Genomic DNA, 19,054 nt, shown 5'->3' on the forward strand with positions numbered 1-19,054 from the left:
GCCGATGACGCTTCTGTCCATCCAGTCGCTCAACGTGAATTACGGTTACATCCAGGCGCTCAGGGATGTCGCGCTGCATCTCGATGCCGGCGAAACCGTCGCTGCGGTGGGGGCCAATGGTGCCGGCAAGAGCACGCTCCTGCGGGCGGTCATCGGCGCCGTCACACCTGTGGCTGGTGTCATCTCTTTCGCCGGAAAGGATATCGGAACACTGTCTGCTCCTCAGCGCGTCGCCGAAGGCATCGCCATGGTGCCGGAAGGCCGTCAGGTGTTCGTGAGCCTGACCGTCGAGGAGAATTTGCTCGTCGGGATGTCAGCGCGGCGCGATCGCGACAATCATCGTGAGGACATCGATCGCATCTACGAGCGCTTTCCCAACCTCGCGGAGCGACGTCACTTCGAGGCGCGCGTATTGTCAGGCGGAGAGCAGCAGATGCTGGCGATTGGCCGCGCGCTGATGGCGAGGCCGCGACTCCTGCTGCTCGATGAACCTTCGCTTGGCCTCAGCCCGGCCTATGTGAATCGCGTCTATGCGCTCCTAGAAGACCTGCAGCGGCAGGGCATGTCGATGCTGCTGGTCGAGCAGAATGTCACGCTGGCGCTGAAGCTTTCAAACAGAGCCTATGTTCTGGAGCTGGGACGCGTTGCTCTCTCCGGGAAGTCTTCAGACCTCATGCAGTCTCAGCGGCTCCGCGAAGCCTATCTCGGTCGCGAGACATAGTCGCGACGACGGTCCAGCGTCGATCGGCCCACGTCGGACGGGCATTGCCTGTCTGGAAAAAATGTTTCCGGACAGTTGACACGTTTGGTTTGCTGGGGCACGCTGACTTTGCCGGACTGAAGCGATCGTTATGCGCGAGCCCTCTGGAAGGAGCTACGATGACCGACGAGCAGAACGCCAAGATGTGGCGATCCCGGTACAAGACCATGGACCGCCGGGAGTTTGTCATCGCTTCCCTTGCTGCAGGAGCGATGACGCTTGCGCCCCGGCACGTCAGCGCCCAGGCGGGCACGCCCTATCGGATCGGATTGCTGCTGCCCTCAACGGGTGCCGGAGCCAACTGGATGGCAGAAGCGATCCGCGGGCTTCCGGTTCTGGCGGCGGAGATAAACAAGACCGGCGGCCTGCTCGGAAAGCATCCGATCGAAATCATCTACCGCGACACACAAACGAAGCCGGATGTGGGCGCGCGCGAGGCGCGCCAGTTGATCCTGAACGAGAAGGTCAATGCGATATTCGGCGTCTATTCCAGCGCGGTAGCGCTTGCCGTTCAGGAAATCATCCACGAGCACAAGATTCTGCATTTTGCAGCAACGAGCAACAGTTCGACCCTCACGACCGAGAACCATACTCCCTATACCTACCAGTGGTGCCCGGACAGCGACATGCAGGCTGGTGCTGTCGTAGTAGCGGTTAGCAAGCTGATCAAGGAGCGCAATTGGAAGAAGTTTGTAAGCATCGGCCAGGACTACGAATGGGGTCGTGCGACTCACAGGGGATTTGTTACCGGGCTTTCGAAGGTGGCGCCGGAGGTCAAGGAGACGAAGCAGCTTTGGTTCAGGCTGGGAGAAACCGACTTCACATCCTATATCGCGGCCATTATGGCCGAGAAGCCCGACTTCGTTTATCCATCGATTGCCGGCAAGGACAACGAGACCTTCATCCAGCAAGCGCAGGGTGCGGGCCTGCTGAAACTCACCGCCTATCCTGGCGGCGTGATTTCCGTCGTCGAGTTGCGGCAGCAACGCAAGTCGCTGCCGCGGGGACTGATCGGGCTGACTCGCTGTCCGTTCTTTGCGCATATGGATCAGCCGCTCATGCAGAAGTATGTTTCCTTGCATCGAGCGAAATTCGGTCCGGATTTCTACCCCGACGACTGGGCGTGCCTGTATTTCGACGCGCTCATGGGGCTCGAGCAGGCGGTGACGCGAGCCAATTCCATTGACACCGAGCAACTGCTCAAGGTGCTCAAGGGCGGCACCTTCGAGACCTGCCGCGGCAAGCTGAAATTCCGCGAGGCAACCAACCAGCTCGATTGCCCGTCCTATGTCGGCGAGGTCTGGGATTCGCCGGACTATCCATTCCCGATCTACAATCCGAAGACGATGATCACGGTCGAGGGAAACACCGTCTGGCGCGACGACGAAACGGTCAAGGCCAAACTCAAGAAGCGCGCATGAGCCGGTGATGGCCGCCCCGGACTGCTGGCGCGGCGTTGCGAGATGTGTGCGCGCGATGAAGGCGCAACAACCGAAGCCATCCTTTCCTGCAGCTGCGGCTTCGGAGAATGCCGGTGCCTGACGTCAACGCGCTCCTGATACAGCTGTTTGCCGGCCTGTCGCGCGGCATGGTGCTGTTCCTGCTTTCCGCGGGCTTGTCGCTCATATTTGGAGTCATGAACATCCTGAACTTTGCGCATGCAACGTTCTGGCTGCTCGGCGGCTACATCACGGTAACGATCTTCACCTCTCTGGCGGAGACATTCGATCCCAGCTTTGCGCTGCTGGTTCCGGCCGTAATGGGTGCTACCGCGATCATGGTCCTGGTGGGTCTGCTGGTGGAGCGATTTCTGATCCGGCGGCTTTACGGCCGCGATCTGCCGGAACAACTCCTGCTGACCTTCGCCCTTGTCCTGATTCTTGGTGACGTGATCAAGCTGATCTGGGGCGTGCAGAACCGGCGCATATTCGTCCCAACGCCGCCAATGGAGGCGTTCGGAGTCTTCGTCAATCCATACTACTTCTTTATCATCGGCTCCGGCATTGTGGTCGCGATCGGGCTGTGGGCGCTTCTTCACCGCACCAAATATGGCAAGATTGTCCGCGCAGCCGTCTCGAGCCGAGAAATGGTCAGCGCGCTCGGAATTCGTATTCCGCTCATCTATGCCAGCGTTTTTGCTCTCGGTGTCGGCATCGCGGCGTTTGCCGGCGGCATATTCACCCCGCTGCTCCCCATGGCGCTCGGAGTCGATATCGATATCATCGTGCAGTGCTTCGCCGTGGTCGTGATCGGCGGATTTGGCAGCATCCTCGGCACATTTGTCGCGTCTCTGCTGGTGGGAATCGTCTACTCGTATTCAATTCTCATCTGGCCGGACGGGGCGCTGGCGATCGTTTATCTCATCGTCATCGCCGTTCTCGTGTGGCGGCCATGGGGCCTGTTCGGAACCGAGCTGCGGGTATGAGTGCCGTGACCGAGCAGGAAAAGGCGGGCCTGGACATGCCTGCACCCAAGCCCGACCGGCTGGCGGGACTGAACGCAGGTGACCGGCTTTCCGTCATCGTCGCCTTGCTGATATTCGGATGCCTCGCGCTTGTGCCGCTGCTCCCGGGGCAATTCTGGACCTACGTCGCGACGGAGATCCTGATCCTTGGCCTGTTCGCGATGAGCTTCAACCTGCTGCACGGCTATATGGGACAGATTTCATTCGGTCATGCCGCATTCTTTGGGCTTGGTGCGTATACGACAGCCATGCTCATACGCTACTTCAAGGATGCAAGCGGCAGCGGCGAGATCGGATATGCGGAATTCTTCTTTTCGCTTGTCGCTGCGCCGCCGATCGCCGCCGCAGGCGCGCTTGTCGTAGGGTATTTCTGCGTAAGACTCACAGGGATCTACTTTGCGATCCTCACCCTCGCGTTCGGCGAACTGGCCTATTATATCGTGTTCTCCTGGTACAGTTTCACCAAGGGTGACGACGGCGTGCAGGGCCTGCTGCCCCCTCGCTTTTTCCAGGACCCGGTCAATTATTACTATTTCACGATGCTTGTGGTCGGCGCCGCGCTGGTGCTGATGTGGCGCATCGTGCAATCGCCGTTTGGTTATTCACTGCGCAACATCCGCGACAACCAGCGGCGCACCGCATTTCTCGGAATCAACGTCCGGGCTCACATGCTCGTCAACTTCGTGACCGCCGGCGCTTTCGCCGGCGTTGCCGGCGCACTTTGGGCACCATTTCAGCGCAGCGTCGCTCCGGGCCTTCTGGGCTGGCAGGAGTCTGGCATTGCCGTTTTCATGGCTCTGATCGGAGGCACGAAATATTTCATCGGACCTATCGTTGGTTCCATCGTCTACACGTTCCTCCACGCCTGGGTGACGACGTTCACCGTCTATTGGCCGCTCACAATCGGGATAGTCATTCTGCTTATCGTTCTGTTTGCTCCGGGTGGGGTGCTCGGACTGACGGCGGATCTCATGCGACGGCGACGGAATTCGCCCGATCCGGAAGCGGGAGCGCCATCCCTGCCGCCCGAGGGACGTTTGGCGCCATGACCAGCAACCTGCTTGAGGTCAAGGGCCTCAGCAAGAGTTTCGGCGGAAACAAGGTCACGCAAAACGTGACTTTCAACCTCGCCGAGAGAGCGAAGGAAGCAATCATCGGCCCGAACGGAGCCGGCAAGAGTACGCTGTTCAACCTCCTCACCGGGTATCATGCGCCCGACAGCGGCTCCATCCATTTTGACCGCACCGATATCACAGGCTGGTCTCCGCACCGCATTTCACGCTCCGGCATCGCCCGGGCATTCCAGATCAGCAATATCTTTCCAAGTCTGACCGTTCGCGAGAATGTTCGCTCGGCTGTACATGCGCAAATGGGACAGTCGCTGAACATGATCGGAAGCGCGCGGACGATCGGAACAGCGCGTACCGACGAAGTCATCGAACTGTGCAATCTGCAGGATCGGCGGGACGTGACCGCGGGCGAACTTTCGCAAGGCGACAAGAAAAAGCTCGAGCTTGCTCTGGCGCTGGCATCAAGGCCAAAGCTCCTGCTCCTCGATGAGCCGACCGCCGGCATGTCTCTTGAGGAAACGCGGTCGACCATGGACCTCGTCGATCGCCTCAATGACCAGCTTCGATTGTCGGTGCTGTTCACGGAGCATGACATGAGCGTCGTATTCAACCATGCGAGCCGCGTCACCTTGCTGCACCGGGGTGAAATCATCGTGCAGGGCTCGCCCGACGAGGTGCGACACGATCCCACCGCCCAGAAGATATACCTCGGCGAGCACCAGATATGATTCATCTGCAACTCGACGATGTGCACACCCATTATGGATCCAGCCACATTCTCTTCGGTATTCACCTTGAGGTGACGGAGGGGCGGGTGGTGTGCCTGCTCGGCCGAAACGGAGCGGGCAAGACAACGACCATGAGAACCATCATGGGCCTTGCACGTACCAGCAGGGGAAAGATCGCCTATAACGGCAAGAATATCGTAGGCGCGGAACCGCACGATATCGCGCGCATGGGCATAGGGTTCGTTCCCGACGATAGAATTATCTTCCCCGATCTGACCGTGCGCGAGAATCTCGAGATTGCGGCGCGCAAGGGGCCGGGCGCAGAGAAGTTCGACTGGACGATCGACAAGATCTACGACCTCTTTCCGGTCCTCAGGCGGCTTGACCGGCACATGGGCGCCTATCTGAGCGGTGGCGAACAGCAGATGCTCACGGTCGGGCGCACGCTCATGGGAAACCCGTTGCTTCTGCTGTTAGACGAACCGGTGGAGGGTGTGGCGCCGATTGTCGTACAGGAGCTTGGAGAGAAGATCCGTACCCTGAAAGCGATGGGCCTCACCATCCTGATGGCGGAGCAGAACCTGCATTTTGCAACGCAGATCTCAGACTATGCCTATGTTATCGAGAAGGGCCTGATCCGGTATCAAGGCACGATGGTGGACTTGGCGGAAAATGAGCAGGTCAAGCAGAAATACCTGATGATCTAACCGGTCTCCTATGATCGCCATCGCTGCGGAGATTGCCTTATGTCACTGGTCCTGAATCATGCAATGGGCTGCATCATAGCCCGCGCCTGGTCGGACAGGAAATTCCATGGCCGGCTCATGGATGACCCGCGTGTGGCGCTGCGCGAACTCGACATTTCGATACCGCAATCGACGACGATCGTCGCGGTGGAAAACACGCTGGATCGGATTGGGCTGGTACTCAGTGCGCCGCCTGCGGCCATGCCGTTGTCCGCGCTATCCGAGATCCGGGACTTTGGCGAAGTGTATCGCGATCCCCGCTTGTGGCCATTGAACTGGCTGGCGCGCGATCCCGTCGCGGCGAGACGAATGGTGACGGATCCGCGACGCGAACTGGCGAAGCTTGGCGTCGTGGTTCCGGAGGCAATGGATGTTTCATTTGTAATCAATACGTTTGATATGGTGCACCTGGTTGTTCCCGCCTTGCCGGCGGGCATGACAGATCGTATCGAGTCGATTCTGAAGTCCGTGTCGAGCGGCAGTGTGCCCGCCGCACTTCGTTTCGGGCGCCTGTTCGGCGATTCTGCGTATGCGACCTTGCTTGATTCAATTCGGGAAGCTGCAGGATCACGCACATGATCGAGACGCAGACAGTCGTGTATGGCTACGTGGATGGGGCCTCGCTGCTGGCGGATATCGCGAGGCCGCGTACGGGAGACCGTCTCCCGCTGATCCTGTCTGTTCACGGGGGCCGCTGGTACTATGGAACGCGCAGGGACACCGGCGCCATCGATGTGCGGCAATGGGCCGGATTCGGTTACGTTGCGATGAGTATCGACTATCGGCTGGTGACCTGCACGCCGGCGCCCGCCTGCTATCAGGACATGCTGTGCGCGCTTCGATGGGCTCATGCCAACGCGGGTGATTTTGGAATCGATGCCGCGCGAATCTTCCTCATCGGCATGTCCGCGGGCGGCCACATGGTTTCGCTTGCATCCACCCTCGGCGAGGGGCGTTTCCCCAGATCAGGCGGATGGGACGACTACCCTGCCAGCTTCCGGGCAGCGGTGTGCGTATCAGGAGCGTACGATCTGGTGAAGCTCGACTGGGGTGCCGGATGGGCGCCCGCGGGCGAGCCGTTTCCTCATGCGCGCGAATACGCGTCCCCGATTCGGCATGTACACGCGCGCGCGATGCCCCAGCTTATCCTGCACTCGGACGACGATCCCTCGATTCCGATCGAGCAGGTATTGCGGATGGAACGGGCGCTGGCCGATGCAGGCGCGCCGCACCGCTTTATCCGCTACACGGATCGCGGACACATGTTCATAACCGACGAAGTCATTCGCCACGCAAGGGAATTTATCGACAACCACTGCGAGACCATGTGATGCCGTGGAGTGCAGCACGGACCGATCTAGCTAGATCGGATCCCAGGCGAAGATGTCTGACGAGCGATCCAGAGGCGTGAAATTTGGCGCGAAGGCGCCTTTGAGCTGTTCATCGAGCGTCTCGGGCGTCCAGCCGTCGGAGCGGTGGATGGTTCGGATCGGGCGATTTTGGCTGAACAGAAAAATCTCGTTGTTACGTACAGAGAATATCTGGCCCGAGATTCCGGTCGCCGCATCCGACGCCAGGTAGGTCACCAGGGGTGCGACTTTCTCCGGCGTCGTCTGCTGCAGCCGTTCGACGCGCTTTTTCTCGGCTTCCGTCTCGGCGCGGATGGAGCCGATCATCCGGCTCCACGCAAAAGGCGCGACGCAATTCGAGCGGACGTTATACGCCTGCATGTCCAGCGCTATGCCTCGAGACAGGCCGACGATACCGAGCTTTGCCGCCATGTAATTGGCCTGCCCGAAATTTCCGATCAGCCCCGAGGTCGACGTCATGTGGACGAAGGCCCCGGAATTCTGCTCACGAAACAGCCGGGCGGCAGCGCGCGAGAGGTTGAATGAGCCGTGCAGATGAACGGCAATGACATCGGACCAGTCCGACCAGCTCATCTTGTGAAAAATTCGATCCCGAAGGATGCCTGCGTTGTTCACGACGGCGTCGACACGGCCGAATGCCGTGACGGCGGCCTCGACAATCCGGTCAGCATTTCCCGGATCGGCAATGTCGAATGTCAGCGGGAGTGCGGTACCGCCCTCCTTCAAGATTTCGTCGTTGACCTCTTTCGCTGGTGCCGAATCGGTGCCCGCGCCGTCGAGTGAGGCGCCGACGTCGCAGATCACGACTTTGGCGCCTTCCCGCGCCATCAGAATGCAAATTGCCTTTCCGATCCCGCGTCCGCCGCCGGTTACGATCGCGACCTTTCCGTCCAGTAGACCCATGCTTCTTTTTCCTTGATGCGATCAATCGTAACGATGGGTGTCCGCCTGCTCGAGGACGATCCGCGCGGCAGCTCTCCGACTCGCCAGATCGCTCAACGCTTCGGGTGCGCGCGCGATCGGCCAGACCACCGTTGGTACCGGCTTCACCAGTCCACGCTGAAACAGATCGAAAATGTCGTGCCAGCATTGGGCAATGAGGTCGGGATGCCTTCGGCGATAGTCGCTGATCTGCATGCCTGACAGCGATATGTTCTTCAGGAGGAGGTAATTGGTCTGGATCTCCGGGATATTTCCGCTGGCGAAGCCAACGATAACGACCCGGCCCTCCCATGCCACCGCGCGCAGCGTATTGGCGAACAGCGGACCGCCGATCAGATCGACAACAACGTCCGCGCCCTTGCCTTCGGTAAGCCGGAGGATTTCATCCCTGACAGATGCGGATTCGGACCCGGGCAGGATGATAACCCGGGCGCCCGCAGCCCGCGCCACGCCGGCCTTTTCCGAACTCTGGACGATGGAGAGAACATTGGCACCCGTGGCGCGCGCCAACTGCGTTGCCGCGAGTCCGACGCCGCTGCTTCCTCCCAGCACCGCCAGCGTCTCGCCGGACCGGAGCATTCCGCGCCGATGGATTGCGATCCATGCGGTATCGAAGATCGATGACAATGAGGCCGCTTCGGCAAATGTCATTGAGGCCGGAAGCAGAAAACAATCCTTTGCCTTGACGGCCAATCGTTCGCCAAAGCCGCCGATATCCGCCAGAGTCAAAACGCGATCGCCGGTCTTGAACCCGGACACGTTCCGGCCCACGATTTCGATCACCCCCGCGGGACATTTTCCCGGAATGAAAGGCAACGGCGGCTTGAACTGATAGCGTCCGGCCACAAGCAGCGAGTCGGCGAAATTGACCGCCGTCGCGCGCACCGAGAGGATGACGCCGTCATCGGCGAGGATCGGCTCTGGCACTTCTTTGGAGATGAGGTTGGTGTAGACGCCAAACTCGGAGAGAACAAGCGCGCGCATCAACTGGCCAGCCGGATCGCTTGGGGGACGATCTCGCCCTCCTTCACGCGCTTGACGAGATCCGGTTTGCGCACCTTGCCATTTGTCATGACCGGAATTTCCGAAAGCTGCACGAAATATTCCGGCATTTCATATCGAGTGAGGCCGGCCTCCGCCATCCGCGCGAGAATCTGGTCCGCTGAGGCCTCGCGGCCGGGCTTGAGCATCACGGCGAGGCAGATGCGTTCGCCCAGGCGCTCGTCCGCCAGGGGGAATACGGCCGCGCGCTCGACCGCATCGTGGCGCATGACGAAATCCTCGATCCGCCCAGGATTGATGTTATGGCCGCCGCGGATGATGAGGTCCTTCATGCGGCCGGTGACATACAGATAACCGTCCTTATCCTGCCTGCCGAGATCGCCGGTCATGAACCAGCCGTCCGAATTGAATGCCGCTTCGGTGGCGCCCTGATCGCCATAATATCCGAGCATCAGGCTCGCGCCCCTGCCTCCGATCTGTCCCACTTCGCCCTGCGCGAGCGGCCTGTCGGGGTCCTGGATGTCGAATATCCGGACTTCATATCCAGCGCAGACCTTTCCGCAGGTTTGCAGGATCCTTTCCGCGGAGTCCGAGGGCCGCGTGTATTGGTGAGCGCAGTTCTCGGACATCCCATAGCCGCTCTGAATCGGAACATAGAAGGAGAGCAGGCCTTCAACGACGGAAGAGGGCAGGGCGGCTCCCGAAACCCTGAAGCATTTCAGTGTACTGACCTCAGGAACTCCGGCACGGCGCAGTTCACCAAGCAGGTCGATCGCGTGCGTGGGTACGCCGACCAGATAGTTTGCACTGGTTTCCACGATGCGATTGAGAACGCTCGCGCCGCGAGCCAGATCGTGCAGCACGAATTCGCCGCCATTTACCAGCGAGGTCAACCATCCGCTGATGCCGAGACCGTGGCTGATAGGGCTGAGCGAGTAGGTCACCGTATCCGCATTGAAGCCCCAGTCCGCCGACATCGAGCGAAGCACGGTGATCAGCGAATTGTCGCTGTGCATGACTCCCTTCGGCACCCCAGTAGAGCCTGATGTAAACGATAGATAGCGCACGATGTCCGGGTCGTTGTTGATCCAGTGCTGCGGGCGCTGCCCGGGCGACAACGCGTTGAACTGGCCAAAAGGGACTTCGTCCGCGCATTCGACCGGAACAAGTTTTTCAACCTGGCGAAGAGAGGAGACGCCTTCCAGCGCCTGACCTATATCGTCCTTGTCGGAATCGGCCCCGAACCCCGACTGGTAGATGAAGGCGCTCGCTTTGACGCGCCGCAGCAACTCGACGACATCCGCCGCCGTGTGGTTGCGGTCTGGCGAGGGGCAATAGACCTGGCCGCCGCGCGAGCAGGCGATATGCGTGACCGCGCATTCCAGCCGGTTGGGCATCCACGTGACGACGCGTTCGCCGGATCGCAGCCCATGGTTCGCAAACGCGTCAGCCAGCGCTTCCGCGCGGTCGAGCAGTGCGGCGTAGGTCAGCCGGCGCGTCTGTTCGCGCACGGCAACGCGCTCGGGAGTGCGGGCGGCGTGCCTGCGCACGATCGCGTAGAGCGTTTCGTCCCGCCAATGCCCGGCCGCGTAATGGCGCCGTCGCGCGTCTCGATCAGCGAGGGCCAGTATGGGCGCGTTCATTAGCCTATTCGATCCGTTGCGTTGACATCACCGTCCAGAATATCTACCAAATGCTTGTTCAAAATTCAAACCCGCTTCGAGAGGGTGGATATGCGCGGACTCGCTGGAAAGAGTGTCATCGTGACGGGCGGCGCCAGCGGCATCGGGCGGGAAATCTGCCGGCGGATGGCGAGCGAAGGCTGCGCGCATGTCGGCATCTTCGACCTGAACGAGGCTGGAGCGCACGAGACCGCCGGACTGCTCCGCTCCGATGGGAATTCCGACGTCGCTTCCGTTCATGTCGTGGATATCACCGATTATGATGCGGTGCAGCGTGCGGTGGAGGCGTTTCTGGCCGTTGGTGGCGGGATCGACATCCTCGTCAATTGCGCCGGCTGGGATCGGCCCACGCTGTTTCTGGACAGCAAGCCGGATCTTTGGCGCACAATGGTTTCCATGAATCTCATGGGTCCGATCAACATGCATCATGCCGTGCTTCCCCATATGGTGGAGCGAAAAGCCGGCAGGGTGGTCAATATCGCGTCCGATGCGGGACGCGTCGGCTCCTCTGCGGAAGTGGTCTATTCGGCATGCAAGGGCGGCGTCATCGCGATGACCAAATCACTATGCCGCGAACTGTCCCGTTACAACATCACCCTCAACGTCATTTGCCCCGGGCCGACGAATACGCCGCTTCTCGATATCTTTACCGGCTCCACCGAGAAGGGGCCGAAGATGCGCGAAGCGATGATCCGCGCGACGCCGCTTGGCCGGCTGGCAGAGCCCTCCGACATGGCCGGAACTGTCGCGTTCCTGGCGAGCGACGACGCCGGTTTTATCACCGGGCAGACGATCAGCGTCTCCGGCGGATTGACCATGCATGGCTGACTATTTCGGATCTTCGGCGACGCCGTAATAGAAGAAGCTCAAGAGCCGGTCGGCGAGCGCAGAGATCGGCTGCTTGGAAGCGTCGTACCAGTCCACCGTCCAGTGCAATGCCCCCAGCAGGAACAGCCTCAACAGCGTGAGATCGACCTCTGGTTTGAGTTGGCCCGCCGCCTTCGCCTCTTCGAACAGCGAACGCCAGTATGCGGCGTATTGCTGGCGCAGCACCAGGTTCCGCTTTCGAATCACAGGCGGGGCGCGCTCGAACTCGCGGGCGTTGGCGCGAATATAGTCGCCCTGGCTCAGCAGGGCGTTGAGATGCGCGTGCACGGCGGCGCTGACGCGGTCGCGCGGCGTAGCCCTTGCGGGAAGCGCTTCCACCGCAGCCCTGACCGCATTGTGAAGGGCGATGATGCCCTCCTGAAGGACTGCATCCAATATGTCTTCCTTGGAATCGAAATGATAATAAATGCTGCCGGATATCATGTTGGCGCGGTGAGCGATGTCGCGCAGCGAGGTGTCCGCGTAGCCCTTGCGCCGGAAAAGATGCGCCGCAGCGTTCAATATCCGGCGTCGCGACCGTTCCGACTTGCGGTAGGGCGCCCGGGTCTTCGACGCGGCGCGCGCGGCGCCTGAGCCGCGCCTGGCGGGCGCAGAGCCCCTTGAATCCGTGTTGGGTGGCATTTCCGAAGCCATGGCGTGATTGCCATCTCTGTAACCTCGCTCGCGCTATTCGGCAACGCAGCAATGTGATCGAGGGCGCCCGCATTCAAAATAAATCAAACGATTGATCGGAATTTATTATTGTGCCATGTTCGGCGCTTCCACTTGGAGCAGGCGGGAATGGCGGAAGAACCGCACCTTTTGTTCGAGACAAGGTCCGCGGTGGCGGTGCTGACGTTCAATCGGCCGTCCAAATACAACTCGATGTCCGGGCAGCTTCTCGACGGTCTGGAGCGGGCGCTCGATGACATCGAGCGTCGCTCAGATGTGCGGGCGCTTCTGATTTGCGCGACGGGGAAGCATTTCTGTACCGGAGCGGATATCGACATCGTCCTTGGATGTGTCGCGGATGGCGAGGCAGCGGTCGAGCGCTGGCTGCGGCGCGGTCAGCATCTGTTTCGGCGTATCGAGGCGCTGCCGATTCCGACCGTGGTTTCGATCCAGGGACTGTGCCTTGCCGGCGGGCTCGAGCTAATGCTCGCCTGCGATATCGCCTTCTGCTCCGAGACTGCGAGGTTCGGCGATCAGCATGTCAATTTCGGATTCTTGCCCGCCTGGGGCTCCAGCGAGCGGCTGCCGCGGCTGGTGGGCACGAGGCGCGCTCTCGATCTGATGTATAGCGGCCGCCTGCTGTCGTCGGCGGAAGCGCGCGAGTGGGGCTTGGTCAACGCCGTGATTGCGGACGACAATCTGCAGAGCCACGCCATCTCCTATTGCGAAACGCTGACGACCAGAAGCCGCTCCGGGCTTGCCGCAATGAAGCGGATGGTGCGCGAGGGGGCCAGCGTCGCGCTCGAGGACGCCCACCAGCGCGAGTGCATGTTGGCCGGGCGCCAGTTGTTGTCGCGGGACGGTGCGGAAGGCTTCGAGGCCTTTCGCGAAAAGAGAAAGCCGGTCTTTGCATGACGGCATGTGGGCAAACAGGATGAGAGTGGACCGGCGAAATCCCCTGAAGGGTCAGCACGCCGTTGTAACCGGCGCGTCGCGCGGGCTCGGACGCGCGATCGCGCAAGAACTGTATGATCTCGGCGCGAATGTGACCTTGATCGCGCGTTCGGAGGCGCTCCTCTCGGAAACCGCTGCTTTGCTGCCCGCGACCCCTGGCCGGGGAGTCTGCGTTGCACCCGCCGATGTGACGGACGGCGCTGCGCTGAAGCATGCGATCGACAAAGGTCAGGGACAATTCGGTGCGGCAAATATCCTCGTCAACAATGCCGGTGCGGCCGAGGGAATTCCGTTTTTGAAAATGGATATGGCTGCGTGGCACCGCACCATGGACCTGAATGTAACCTCCGTTGTCGTTGCCACCCAGCACGTGCTGGGCGCCATGGTCAAAGCGAATGCCGGACGGATCGTCAATATTGCGTCTGTCGCCGGCCTGAAGGGCGTGGCCTACGCGTCGGCCTATACTGCCTCGAAGCACGCCCTGGTCGGGTTGACGCGAGCGCTTGCGCTCGAGTGCGCCAGGCGGGGCGTGACGGTGAACGCCGTGTGCCCGGGCTATGCGGACACGCCGATGCTCGAAAAGTCGGTCCGCAACATCATAGAGAAAACCGCGCGATCGGAAGATGAGGTCCGCAAGACACTCTCGGCCGGAAACCCGCAAGGCCGGTTTGTCACGCCGGAGGAGGTTGCCGCCGCCGTCGGCTGGCTCTGTCTGCCTGCCGCCGCATCGATCAACGGGATCGTGCTGCCGATTGCAGGGGGAGAGGTCTAGGACGCGCACGAAGGCGCCTTTCATGCATCCAAAAAATCAAACAAGCGTTCGATAGAAACGTGAATTTGCCAACGGAGCGGATAACCGCCGGCGAGAAGTCACCGGGAGCAAACAAGGAGGAACATATGAGACTGACGAAATTTGCGAGGTGGTCCGTTGGATTGGTCGCCGCCGCCCTGTCGCTGAATGCGTCCGCGGCACTCGCCCAGGAATCGAATTATCCAACGCGGCCGGTCCGGATCATTGTTCCCTATCCGGCGGGTGGTTCGAACGACATCGCGGCTCGCATTCTCGCGCAGAAGCTCTCGGAGCAGATGGGCCAACAATTCATCGTCGAGAACCGCGGCGGTGGCGGTGGCAATATCGGAATGGAAGCCGTCGCCCGGTCCGATCCGGACGGATACACGCTGTTGCTGACGGCGCCGGGTCCGCTGGCGGTCAACCACGCCTTGATGAAGAACATGCCGATCGATCCCGCGAAGGCGTTCACGCCGATCGCGTTGATCGGAGAGGTCCCGGTTGTTCTCGTCGTTCACCCGTCCCTGAAGGTGAAGTCGGTTCAGGAACTGGTCGCACTGGCCAAATCGAAGCCGCGCGGTCTGAACTACGCTTCTTCCGGAAACGGCTCTTCGCATCATATGGCGGCGGAGCTGTTCAAACATATGGCGGACGTTGAAATCGTGCACGTTCCCTACAAGGGCGCCGCGCCGGCCTTGAACGATGTCCTCGCGGGGCATGTTCCGATCATGTTCGACAGCATGCCGGGCGTCATCAGCCACATCCGCGACGGAAAGATCGTCGCCTTGGGCGTCGGAACGCCGGGCAGAGCCAAGGTTCTGCCCAATGTGCCGACAATCAGCGAAGCCGGCGTGCCGGGCTATCAGTCGCCTGTCTGGTACGGCCTCGTGGCGCCGGCCGGAACCCCGGCGCCCGTGGTGAAGAAGCTGACCGATGAGGTCATGCGCGCACTGAAGGATCCCGATGTTGCCGGGCGGATGTCGAAAATCGGAATCGACCCCGGAACGATTTCGGGCGCCGAATTCGGAAAGTATCTCGCCGACGAGACCGCCAAGTTCACCAAGGTGATCCAGGTCTCCGGCGCAAAGGTCGAATAGCGCATTCAGCGCGAACAAGACGGTCGCAAGACCGGCACATGAAAGGAGATGGGCGTGATCGCTGCCAATCCGGTGACGTTGCCTTTGTCGGAGTACAAGGCAAGACACGTGCTTTTCGATGTCGTCGGAAAGGTTGCAACGATCACGCTCAATCGACCCGAGCGCAAGAATCCTCTCTCGTTCGAGAGCTACGCGGAAGTTGGCGACATTTTCCGAGCCGCGCAACTCGATCAGAGCATCAAGACATTCGTCGTGACTGGAGCGGGCGGCAATTTCAGTTCCGGCGGCGACATGCACGAGATCACGAAGCCTCTTCTCGACATGGATACGGTCGGCCGGCTCGCCTTCACGCGCATGACCGGAAGTCTGGTCAAGGCTCTGCGTGCGGCCCCGCAGCCCGTAATTTCCGCTGTCGATGGAGTCTGCGTCGGCGCCGGAGCGATCATCGCCATGGCCTCCGACCTCCGCCTGGGTACGCCGAACTCGAAGGTTGCATTCCTTTTCAATCGGGTTGGCATCGCCGGATGCGACATGGGAGCTTGCGCCATTCTGCCGCGCATTATCGGGCATGGGCGGGCGGCGGAATTGCTGTTTACCGGGCGTGTCATGGGCGGCGAGGAGGCCGAGCGCAGCGGTTTCTACAGCCGGCTCGTCCCGCCGGAGCAATTGCTGCCGGAGGCGACCAGGCTTGCGACCGAACTCGCCAGCGGACCGACTTTTGCCAATGCGATGACCAAGCGAATGCTCGAAATGGAATGGGCAATGTCGGTCGAGCAGGCGATCGAGGCTGAAGCCGTCGCCCAGGCATTATGTATGGAGACGCAGGATTACAGCCGCGCCTATCACGCATTTGCTGCAAAGCAGAAGCCTGTATTCGAGGGAAATTGATGCTCGCGGCGACGCTCGCCTGGCCGTTCTTTGCCGAGCGGCATCGGCGCTATGCAAAGGATCTCTCCGACTGGGCGGTGCAGCACTTGCCGAAGCGACCGCAATCCAATGTCGACGAGGTCAGCCGCGATCGGGTGAAGCAACTGGGCGCGGCGGGCTTTTTGTCCGCCATCGTCCCGGCGGGATTTGGCGGCGACTCTCCCGAACTGGACGTGCGGACCATCGCACTTGGGCGTGATATCCTGTCCTTCCATTGCGGCCTTGCAGACAGCGGCTTTGCCATGCAGGGCCTCGGGAGCGGGCCGATCACGCTGTTCGGCTCGCCGGCTCTGAAGCAACGATATCTGCCGGGCGTTTGCGCAGGCACCCTGATCGCCGGACTGGCGATGTCAGAGCCCGACGCCGGTTCCGATGTTGCCGCGCTCTCCGTCACCGCGGTTCCGGACGGACATGAACACGTCCGCATCAGCGGAACCAAGACCTGGATATCGAACGGCGGCATTGCAGATTTTTACGTCGTCTTCGCCCGCACGGGCGAAGCGCCAGCGGCCAAGGGCCTGTCGGCTTTCGTCGTCGATGCGGATTCCCCGGGCCTCACGGTTGCCGAACGCATCGAAGTGATGGCGCCTCAGCCGCTTGCGAAGCTCCGCTTCGACGAGGTTCGCGTTCCGGTCGCCCACCGGCTGGGCGCCGGGGGAGAGGGCTTCAGGGTAGCCATGGCGAATCTGGATATTTTCCGTTCGACGGTCGGCGCCGCAGCGCTGGGCTTTGCCAGACGCGCCCTGGATGAAGGCGTGGACCGCGCCAGGGAGCGAGAGATATTCGGCGGCACGCTGGCGGACTTGCAGCTTACGCAAGCCGCGCTTGCGGAATGCGCGATCGAAGTAGACGCCTCCGCGCTGCTCGTGTATCGCGCGGCCTGGCTGAAGGACAGCGGCGCGCCGCGCGTTACGCGCGAGGCATCGATGGCGAAATATTTCGCGACCGAAGCGGCCCAGCGCGTGATCGACCGGGCTGTTCAGTTACATGGTGGGCTAGGCGTCACGCGCGGCGTGAAGGTCGAAGAACTGTACCGTGAAATACGGGCCCTGCGGATCTATGAAGGCGCCAACGAGGTCCAGAAAATTGTGATCGGCAGGGACATCATCAAATCCGGAGCGCGCGCGTGAGCACCGGTCCGAAGCCGGTCCTCACGCTTGCGGAAGCTGTCGCTACCTACGTTCCTGACGGTCAGGAACTTTTTATCGGCGGGTTTGCCTACAGCGATCCCATGGCGCTGGCGCATGAACTCATCCGCCAGAAGCGCCGCCAGCTCTATGTCATGAAGACGTCCGGTGGCGTCCTGGTCGATCAACTGGTCGGAGCCGGTTGCATCGACAAACTGCTGCTCTGCCATGTATGGAATTCCGTCGGACCGGTGCCGGCGCACTGTTTCCGGCGCGCGATCGAGCAGGGGCATCCCCACCCGATCGCGATCGAAGAAATGAGCTTCGGAGCGTTCACGAGCGCGCTGATTGCCGGCGGCTGCGGCTTGCCTTTCATGCCGACGACGCCTGTGCAGGGCGCCGGCCATTTCACACAGCGCACTTTCATGCCTGACAAGTTCGCGGTGGTCGAGAGCCCGTTCGATGGCCGGCCTGTCTGCGTGGTTCCTCCGTTGCGGCCCGCGCTTGGCGTTTTCCATGTGCATCGGACGGACCGCTTCGGTAACGCGCAGCTGTTCGGACCGACGGCCGAGATGCGCTACGCCATCGCCGCCTGTCAGAAAGTCATCGTGATTGCCGAGGAACTCGTTCATACCGACATCGTGCGTGAAGCGCCGGAAGCAACCGTCGCTCCGGGATTCATGGTTGACGCCGTGGTCGTGCAGCCATGGTCGGCCCATCCGACCGACGCCTACCGGTATTATCTTCGCGACCTCGATCATCACGCACTTTACGGACGCCTGTCGAAGACGGTTGATGGCTATCAGCAATATCTCGACGAATGGGTATACGGCTGTGCGACGTTTCATGATCTGCTTGCGAAAATTGGAGCAGACCGTGTGGCGGCGCTTCAGGCTCGCGCGCGCTGGTGGCAGCAATGACCGACGCTTCGCTCTTCGAGCAGATGCTGCTGACGGGTGCAAAGCGCATCAAGGACGGGTCGGTCCTGTTCGTCGGATTTCATTGGCCGATGCTGATGACACGTATCGCACGGAGGCTGCACGCGCCCGATATCGTCGTCATCTACGAAAACGGCATTGTAGAGGACCGGCTCACCTCCGTGTTGCCGACCTCCCCATCCGACCTGACCGCAGCCGAAGGCGCAGCTGCTTGCGCAGGGAGCCTCGAGTCGCTGTTCATGTGGCTCGCATCCGGGCGCGTGCAAATGACTTTGCTCGAAGCGGTCATCGCGGATCGCTTCGGTAATATCAACACCACGGCCATCGGTCCGTACGAGAAGCCGACGGTGCGGTTGCCGGGTTCCGGCGGAGGCACGGAGTTGGCTAGCATGGGGCACGGCTTGATGCTGGTCAGCGCAAGCACGGCCGCCCGCAGCTATCCGGAACGCGTCGACTACAACACGAGCCCCGGATATCTTGCCGGGCGTCAGCGGCGCACTGGGCTTGGGTATGATCCAGCCACCGGTCCGCAATGTCTCGTGAACCCGTTTGGCGTCTTCGAATACGACCAGAACGGGGAGATGTACGCAGCTGCGCTTCATACCGGTCTCTCGGCGAAGACCGTACAATCAGCATTTGCTTGGCCCATCAGAGCGGAACTCGCAACGGAGCTGCCGGGACCCTCGGTCGACGACCTTCGCATCGTGCGCGAGGAGATCGAAAACGCCCGCAAACGGCTTTACGTTCTGCCCGCCTCCGCCTGATCGGGCCAACCGGCTGAATCAGGCATCAGCGGCGATGAGCCAATCGTCACGCTTGAATCCCGGGGATGCGAGCCCGCCCGCTCGGATCCGAGCGGATGCGACACTGGGTGATGCCAACCGAGACAATGCCTTGCAGGAAATGCGGGAAGGGTTG

At 61.1% G+C, this 19,054-nt stretch carries 20 protein-coding genes; 16 read left to right on the forward strand and 4 right to left on the reverse strand.

Going from position 1 to position 19,054, the window contains the following annotated elements; genetic code table 11:
• The first annotated feature begins 4 nt into the window (after positions 1-4).
• From AB7F49_RS12335 to AB7F49_RS12370, 8 genes are all read left to right on the forward strand, one after another.
• Positions 5-721 carry an ABC transporter ATP-binding protein gene (locus AB7F49_RS12335; protein WP_428522685.1) on the forward strand — a complete coding sequence of 239 codons (717 nt, stop codon included), beginning with the start codon at positions 5-7 and terminating at the stop codon, positions 719-721.
• A 158-nt stretch (positions 722-879) separates the two neighbouring features.
• Positions 880-2,181: an ABC transporter substrate-binding protein gene (locus tag AB7F49_RS12340; protein ID WP_428522687.1), complete on the forward strand. Its 1,302-nt coding sequence runs from the start codon at positions 880-882 to the stop codon at positions 2,179-2,181.
• A 113-nt stretch (positions 2,182-2,294) separates the two neighbouring features.
• Positions 2,295-3,185 (forward strand): branched-chain amino acid ABC transporter permease, encoded by an 891-nt coding sequence (locus tag AB7F49_RS12345; protein ID WP_428522689.1) that lies wholly within the window; start codon positions 2,295-2,297, stop codon positions 3,183-3,185.
• Positions 3,182-4,273: a branched-chain amino acid ABC transporter permease gene (locus tag AB7F49_RS12350; RefSeq protein WP_428522691.1), complete on the forward strand. Its 1,092-nt coding sequence runs from the start codon at positions 3,182-3,184 to the stop codon at positions 4,271-4,273. The genes AB7F49_RS12345 and AB7F49_RS12350 overlap by 4 nt, the downstream gene beginning before the upstream one ends.
• Complete coding sequence (locus AB7F49_RS12355; RefSeq protein ID WP_428522693.1) at positions 4,270-5,022, forward strand: ABC transporter ATP-binding protein; 753 nt, start codon at positions 4,270-4,272, stop codon at positions 5,020-5,022. Before AB7F49_RS12350 ends, AB7F49_RS12355 begins: the two co-directional genes overlap by 4 nt.
• Positions 5,022-5,729: an ABC transporter ATP-binding protein gene (locus AB7F49_RS12360; RefSeq protein ID WP_428522791.1), complete on the forward strand. Its 708-nt coding sequence runs from the start codon at positions 5,022-5,024 to the stop codon at positions 5,727-5,729. The genes AB7F49_RS12355 and AB7F49_RS12360 overlap by 1 nt, the downstream gene beginning before the upstream one ends.
• A gap of 63 nt (positions 5,730-5,792) precedes the next feature.
• Positions 5,793-6,347 carry a nitrile hydratase subunit alpha gene (locus tag AB7F49_RS12365; RefSeq protein ID WP_428522793.1) on the forward strand — a complete coding sequence of 185 codons (555 nt, stop codon included), beginning with the start codon at positions 5,793-5,795 and terminating at the stop codon, positions 6,345-6,347.
• Positions 6,344-7,099 carry an alpha/beta hydrolase gene (locus tag AB7F49_RS12370; protein ID WP_428522695.1) on the forward strand — a complete coding sequence of 252 codons (756 nt, stop codon included), beginning with the start codon at positions 6,344-6,346 and terminating at the stop codon, positions 7,097-7,099. The genes AB7F49_RS12365 and AB7F49_RS12370 overlap by 4 nt, the downstream gene beginning before the upstream one ends.
• Positions 7,100-7,129: 30 nt before the next feature.
• Here AB7F49_RS12370 and AB7F49_RS12375 read toward each other — a convergent pair whose 3' ends face one another.
• From AB7F49_RS12375 to AB7F49_RS12385, 3 genes are read right to left on the reverse strand one after another with little or no spacing between them, the layout of a single operon-like run.
• Positions 7,130-8,041 (reverse strand): SDR family NAD(P)-dependent oxidoreductase, encoded by a 912-nt coding sequence (locus tag AB7F49_RS12375; protein ID WP_428522697.1) that lies wholly within the window; start codon positions 8,039-8,041, stop codon positions 7,130-7,132.
• Positions 8,042-8,062: 21 nt separating this feature from the next.
• The gene (locus AB7F49_RS12380; protein WP_428522699.1) at positions 8,063-9,064 is read right to left on the reverse strand and encodes an NADPH:quinone oxidoreductase family protein; all 1,002 of its coding nucleotides are present in this window, start codon (positions 9,062-9,064) and stop codon (positions 8,063-8,065) included.
• Positions 9,064-10,725: a class I adenylate-forming enzyme family protein gene (locus AB7F49_RS12385; RefSeq protein WP_428522702.1), complete on the reverse strand. Its 1,662-nt coding sequence runs from the start codon at positions 10,723-10,725 to the stop codon at positions 9,064-9,066. The genes AB7F49_RS12380 and AB7F49_RS12385 overlap by 1 nt, the downstream gene beginning before the upstream one ends.
• Before the next feature lie 90 nt (positions 10,726-10,815).
• Here AB7F49_RS12385 and AB7F49_RS12390 point away from each other — a divergent pair, with 90 nt between their 5' ends.
• A complete protein-coding gene (locus AB7F49_RS12390) occupies positions 10,816-11,592 on the forward strand; it encodes an SDR family oxidoreductase (protein ID WP_428522704.1) in 777 nt (258 codons plus the stop codon).
• On the opposite strand, the gene AB7F49_RS12395 is transcribed toward AB7F49_RS12390, so the two are convergent.
• Positions 11,593-12,273, reverse strand: coding sequence for a TetR/AcrR family transcriptional regulator (locus AB7F49_RS12395; RefSeq protein ID WP_428522706.1), 681 nt, complete (start codon positions 12,271-12,273; stop codon positions 11,593-11,595).
• A gap of 159 nt (positions 12,274-12,432) precedes the next feature.
• Between AB7F49_RS12395 and AB7F49_RS12400 the strand changes: the two genes are divergently transcribed.
• From AB7F49_RS12400 to AB7F49_RS12430, 7 genes are all read left to right on the forward strand, one after another.
• On the forward strand, positions 12,433-13,218 hold the full coding sequence (locus AB7F49_RS12400; protein WP_428522708.1) for an enoyl-CoA hydratase/isomerase family protein: 786 nt from the start codon (positions 12,433-12,435) through the stop codon (positions 13,216-13,218).
• 19 nt (positions 13,219-13,237) lie between these two features.
• On the forward strand, positions 13,238-14,029 hold the full coding sequence (locus AB7F49_RS12405; protein WP_428522710.1) for an SDR family NAD(P)-dependent oxidoreductase: 792 nt from the start codon (positions 13,238-13,240) through the stop codon (positions 14,027-14,029).
• A gap of 125 nt (positions 14,030-14,154) precedes the next feature.
• On the forward strand, positions 14,155-15,144 hold the full coding sequence (locus AB7F49_RS12410) for a tripartite tricarboxylate transporter substrate binding protein (RefSeq protein ID WP_428522712.1): 990 nt from the start codon (positions 14,155-14,157) through the stop codon (positions 15,142-15,144).
• A gap of 48 nt (positions 15,145-15,192) precedes the next feature.
• The gene (locus AB7F49_RS12415; RefSeq protein WP_428522714.1) at positions 15,193-16,032 is read left to right on the forward strand and encodes an enoyl-CoA hydratase family protein; all 840 of its coding nucleotides are present in this window, start codon (positions 15,193-15,195) and stop codon (positions 16,030-16,032) included.
• A complete protein-coding gene (locus AB7F49_RS12420; protein ID WP_428522716.1) occupies positions 16,032-17,201 on the forward strand; it encodes an acyl-CoA dehydrogenase family protein in 1,170 nt (389 codons plus the stop codon). Before AB7F49_RS12415 ends, AB7F49_RS12420 begins: the two co-directional genes overlap by 1 nt.
• The gene (locus tag AB7F49_RS12425; protein WP_428522718.1) at positions 17,198-18,118 is read left to right on the forward strand and encodes a CoA transferase subunit A; all 921 of its coding nucleotides are present in this window, start codon (positions 17,198-17,200) and stop codon (positions 18,116-18,118) included. Before AB7F49_RS12420 ends, AB7F49_RS12425 begins: the two co-directional genes overlap by 4 nt.
• Positions 18,115-18,900, forward strand: coding sequence for a CoA-transferase (locus AB7F49_RS12430; RefSeq protein WP_428522720.1), 786 nt, complete (start codon positions 18,115-18,117; stop codon positions 18,898-18,900). The genes AB7F49_RS12425 and AB7F49_RS12430 overlap by 4 nt, the downstream gene beginning before the upstream one ends.
• Positions 18,901-19,054 lie beyond the last annotated feature (154 nt).

This window comes from Pseudorhodoplanes sp. (genome assembly GCF_050250235.1).
In the GTDB taxonomy this organism is placed as follows: Bacteria; Pseudomonadota; Alphaproteobacteria; order Rhizobiales; family Xanthobacteraceae; genus Pseudorhodoplanes.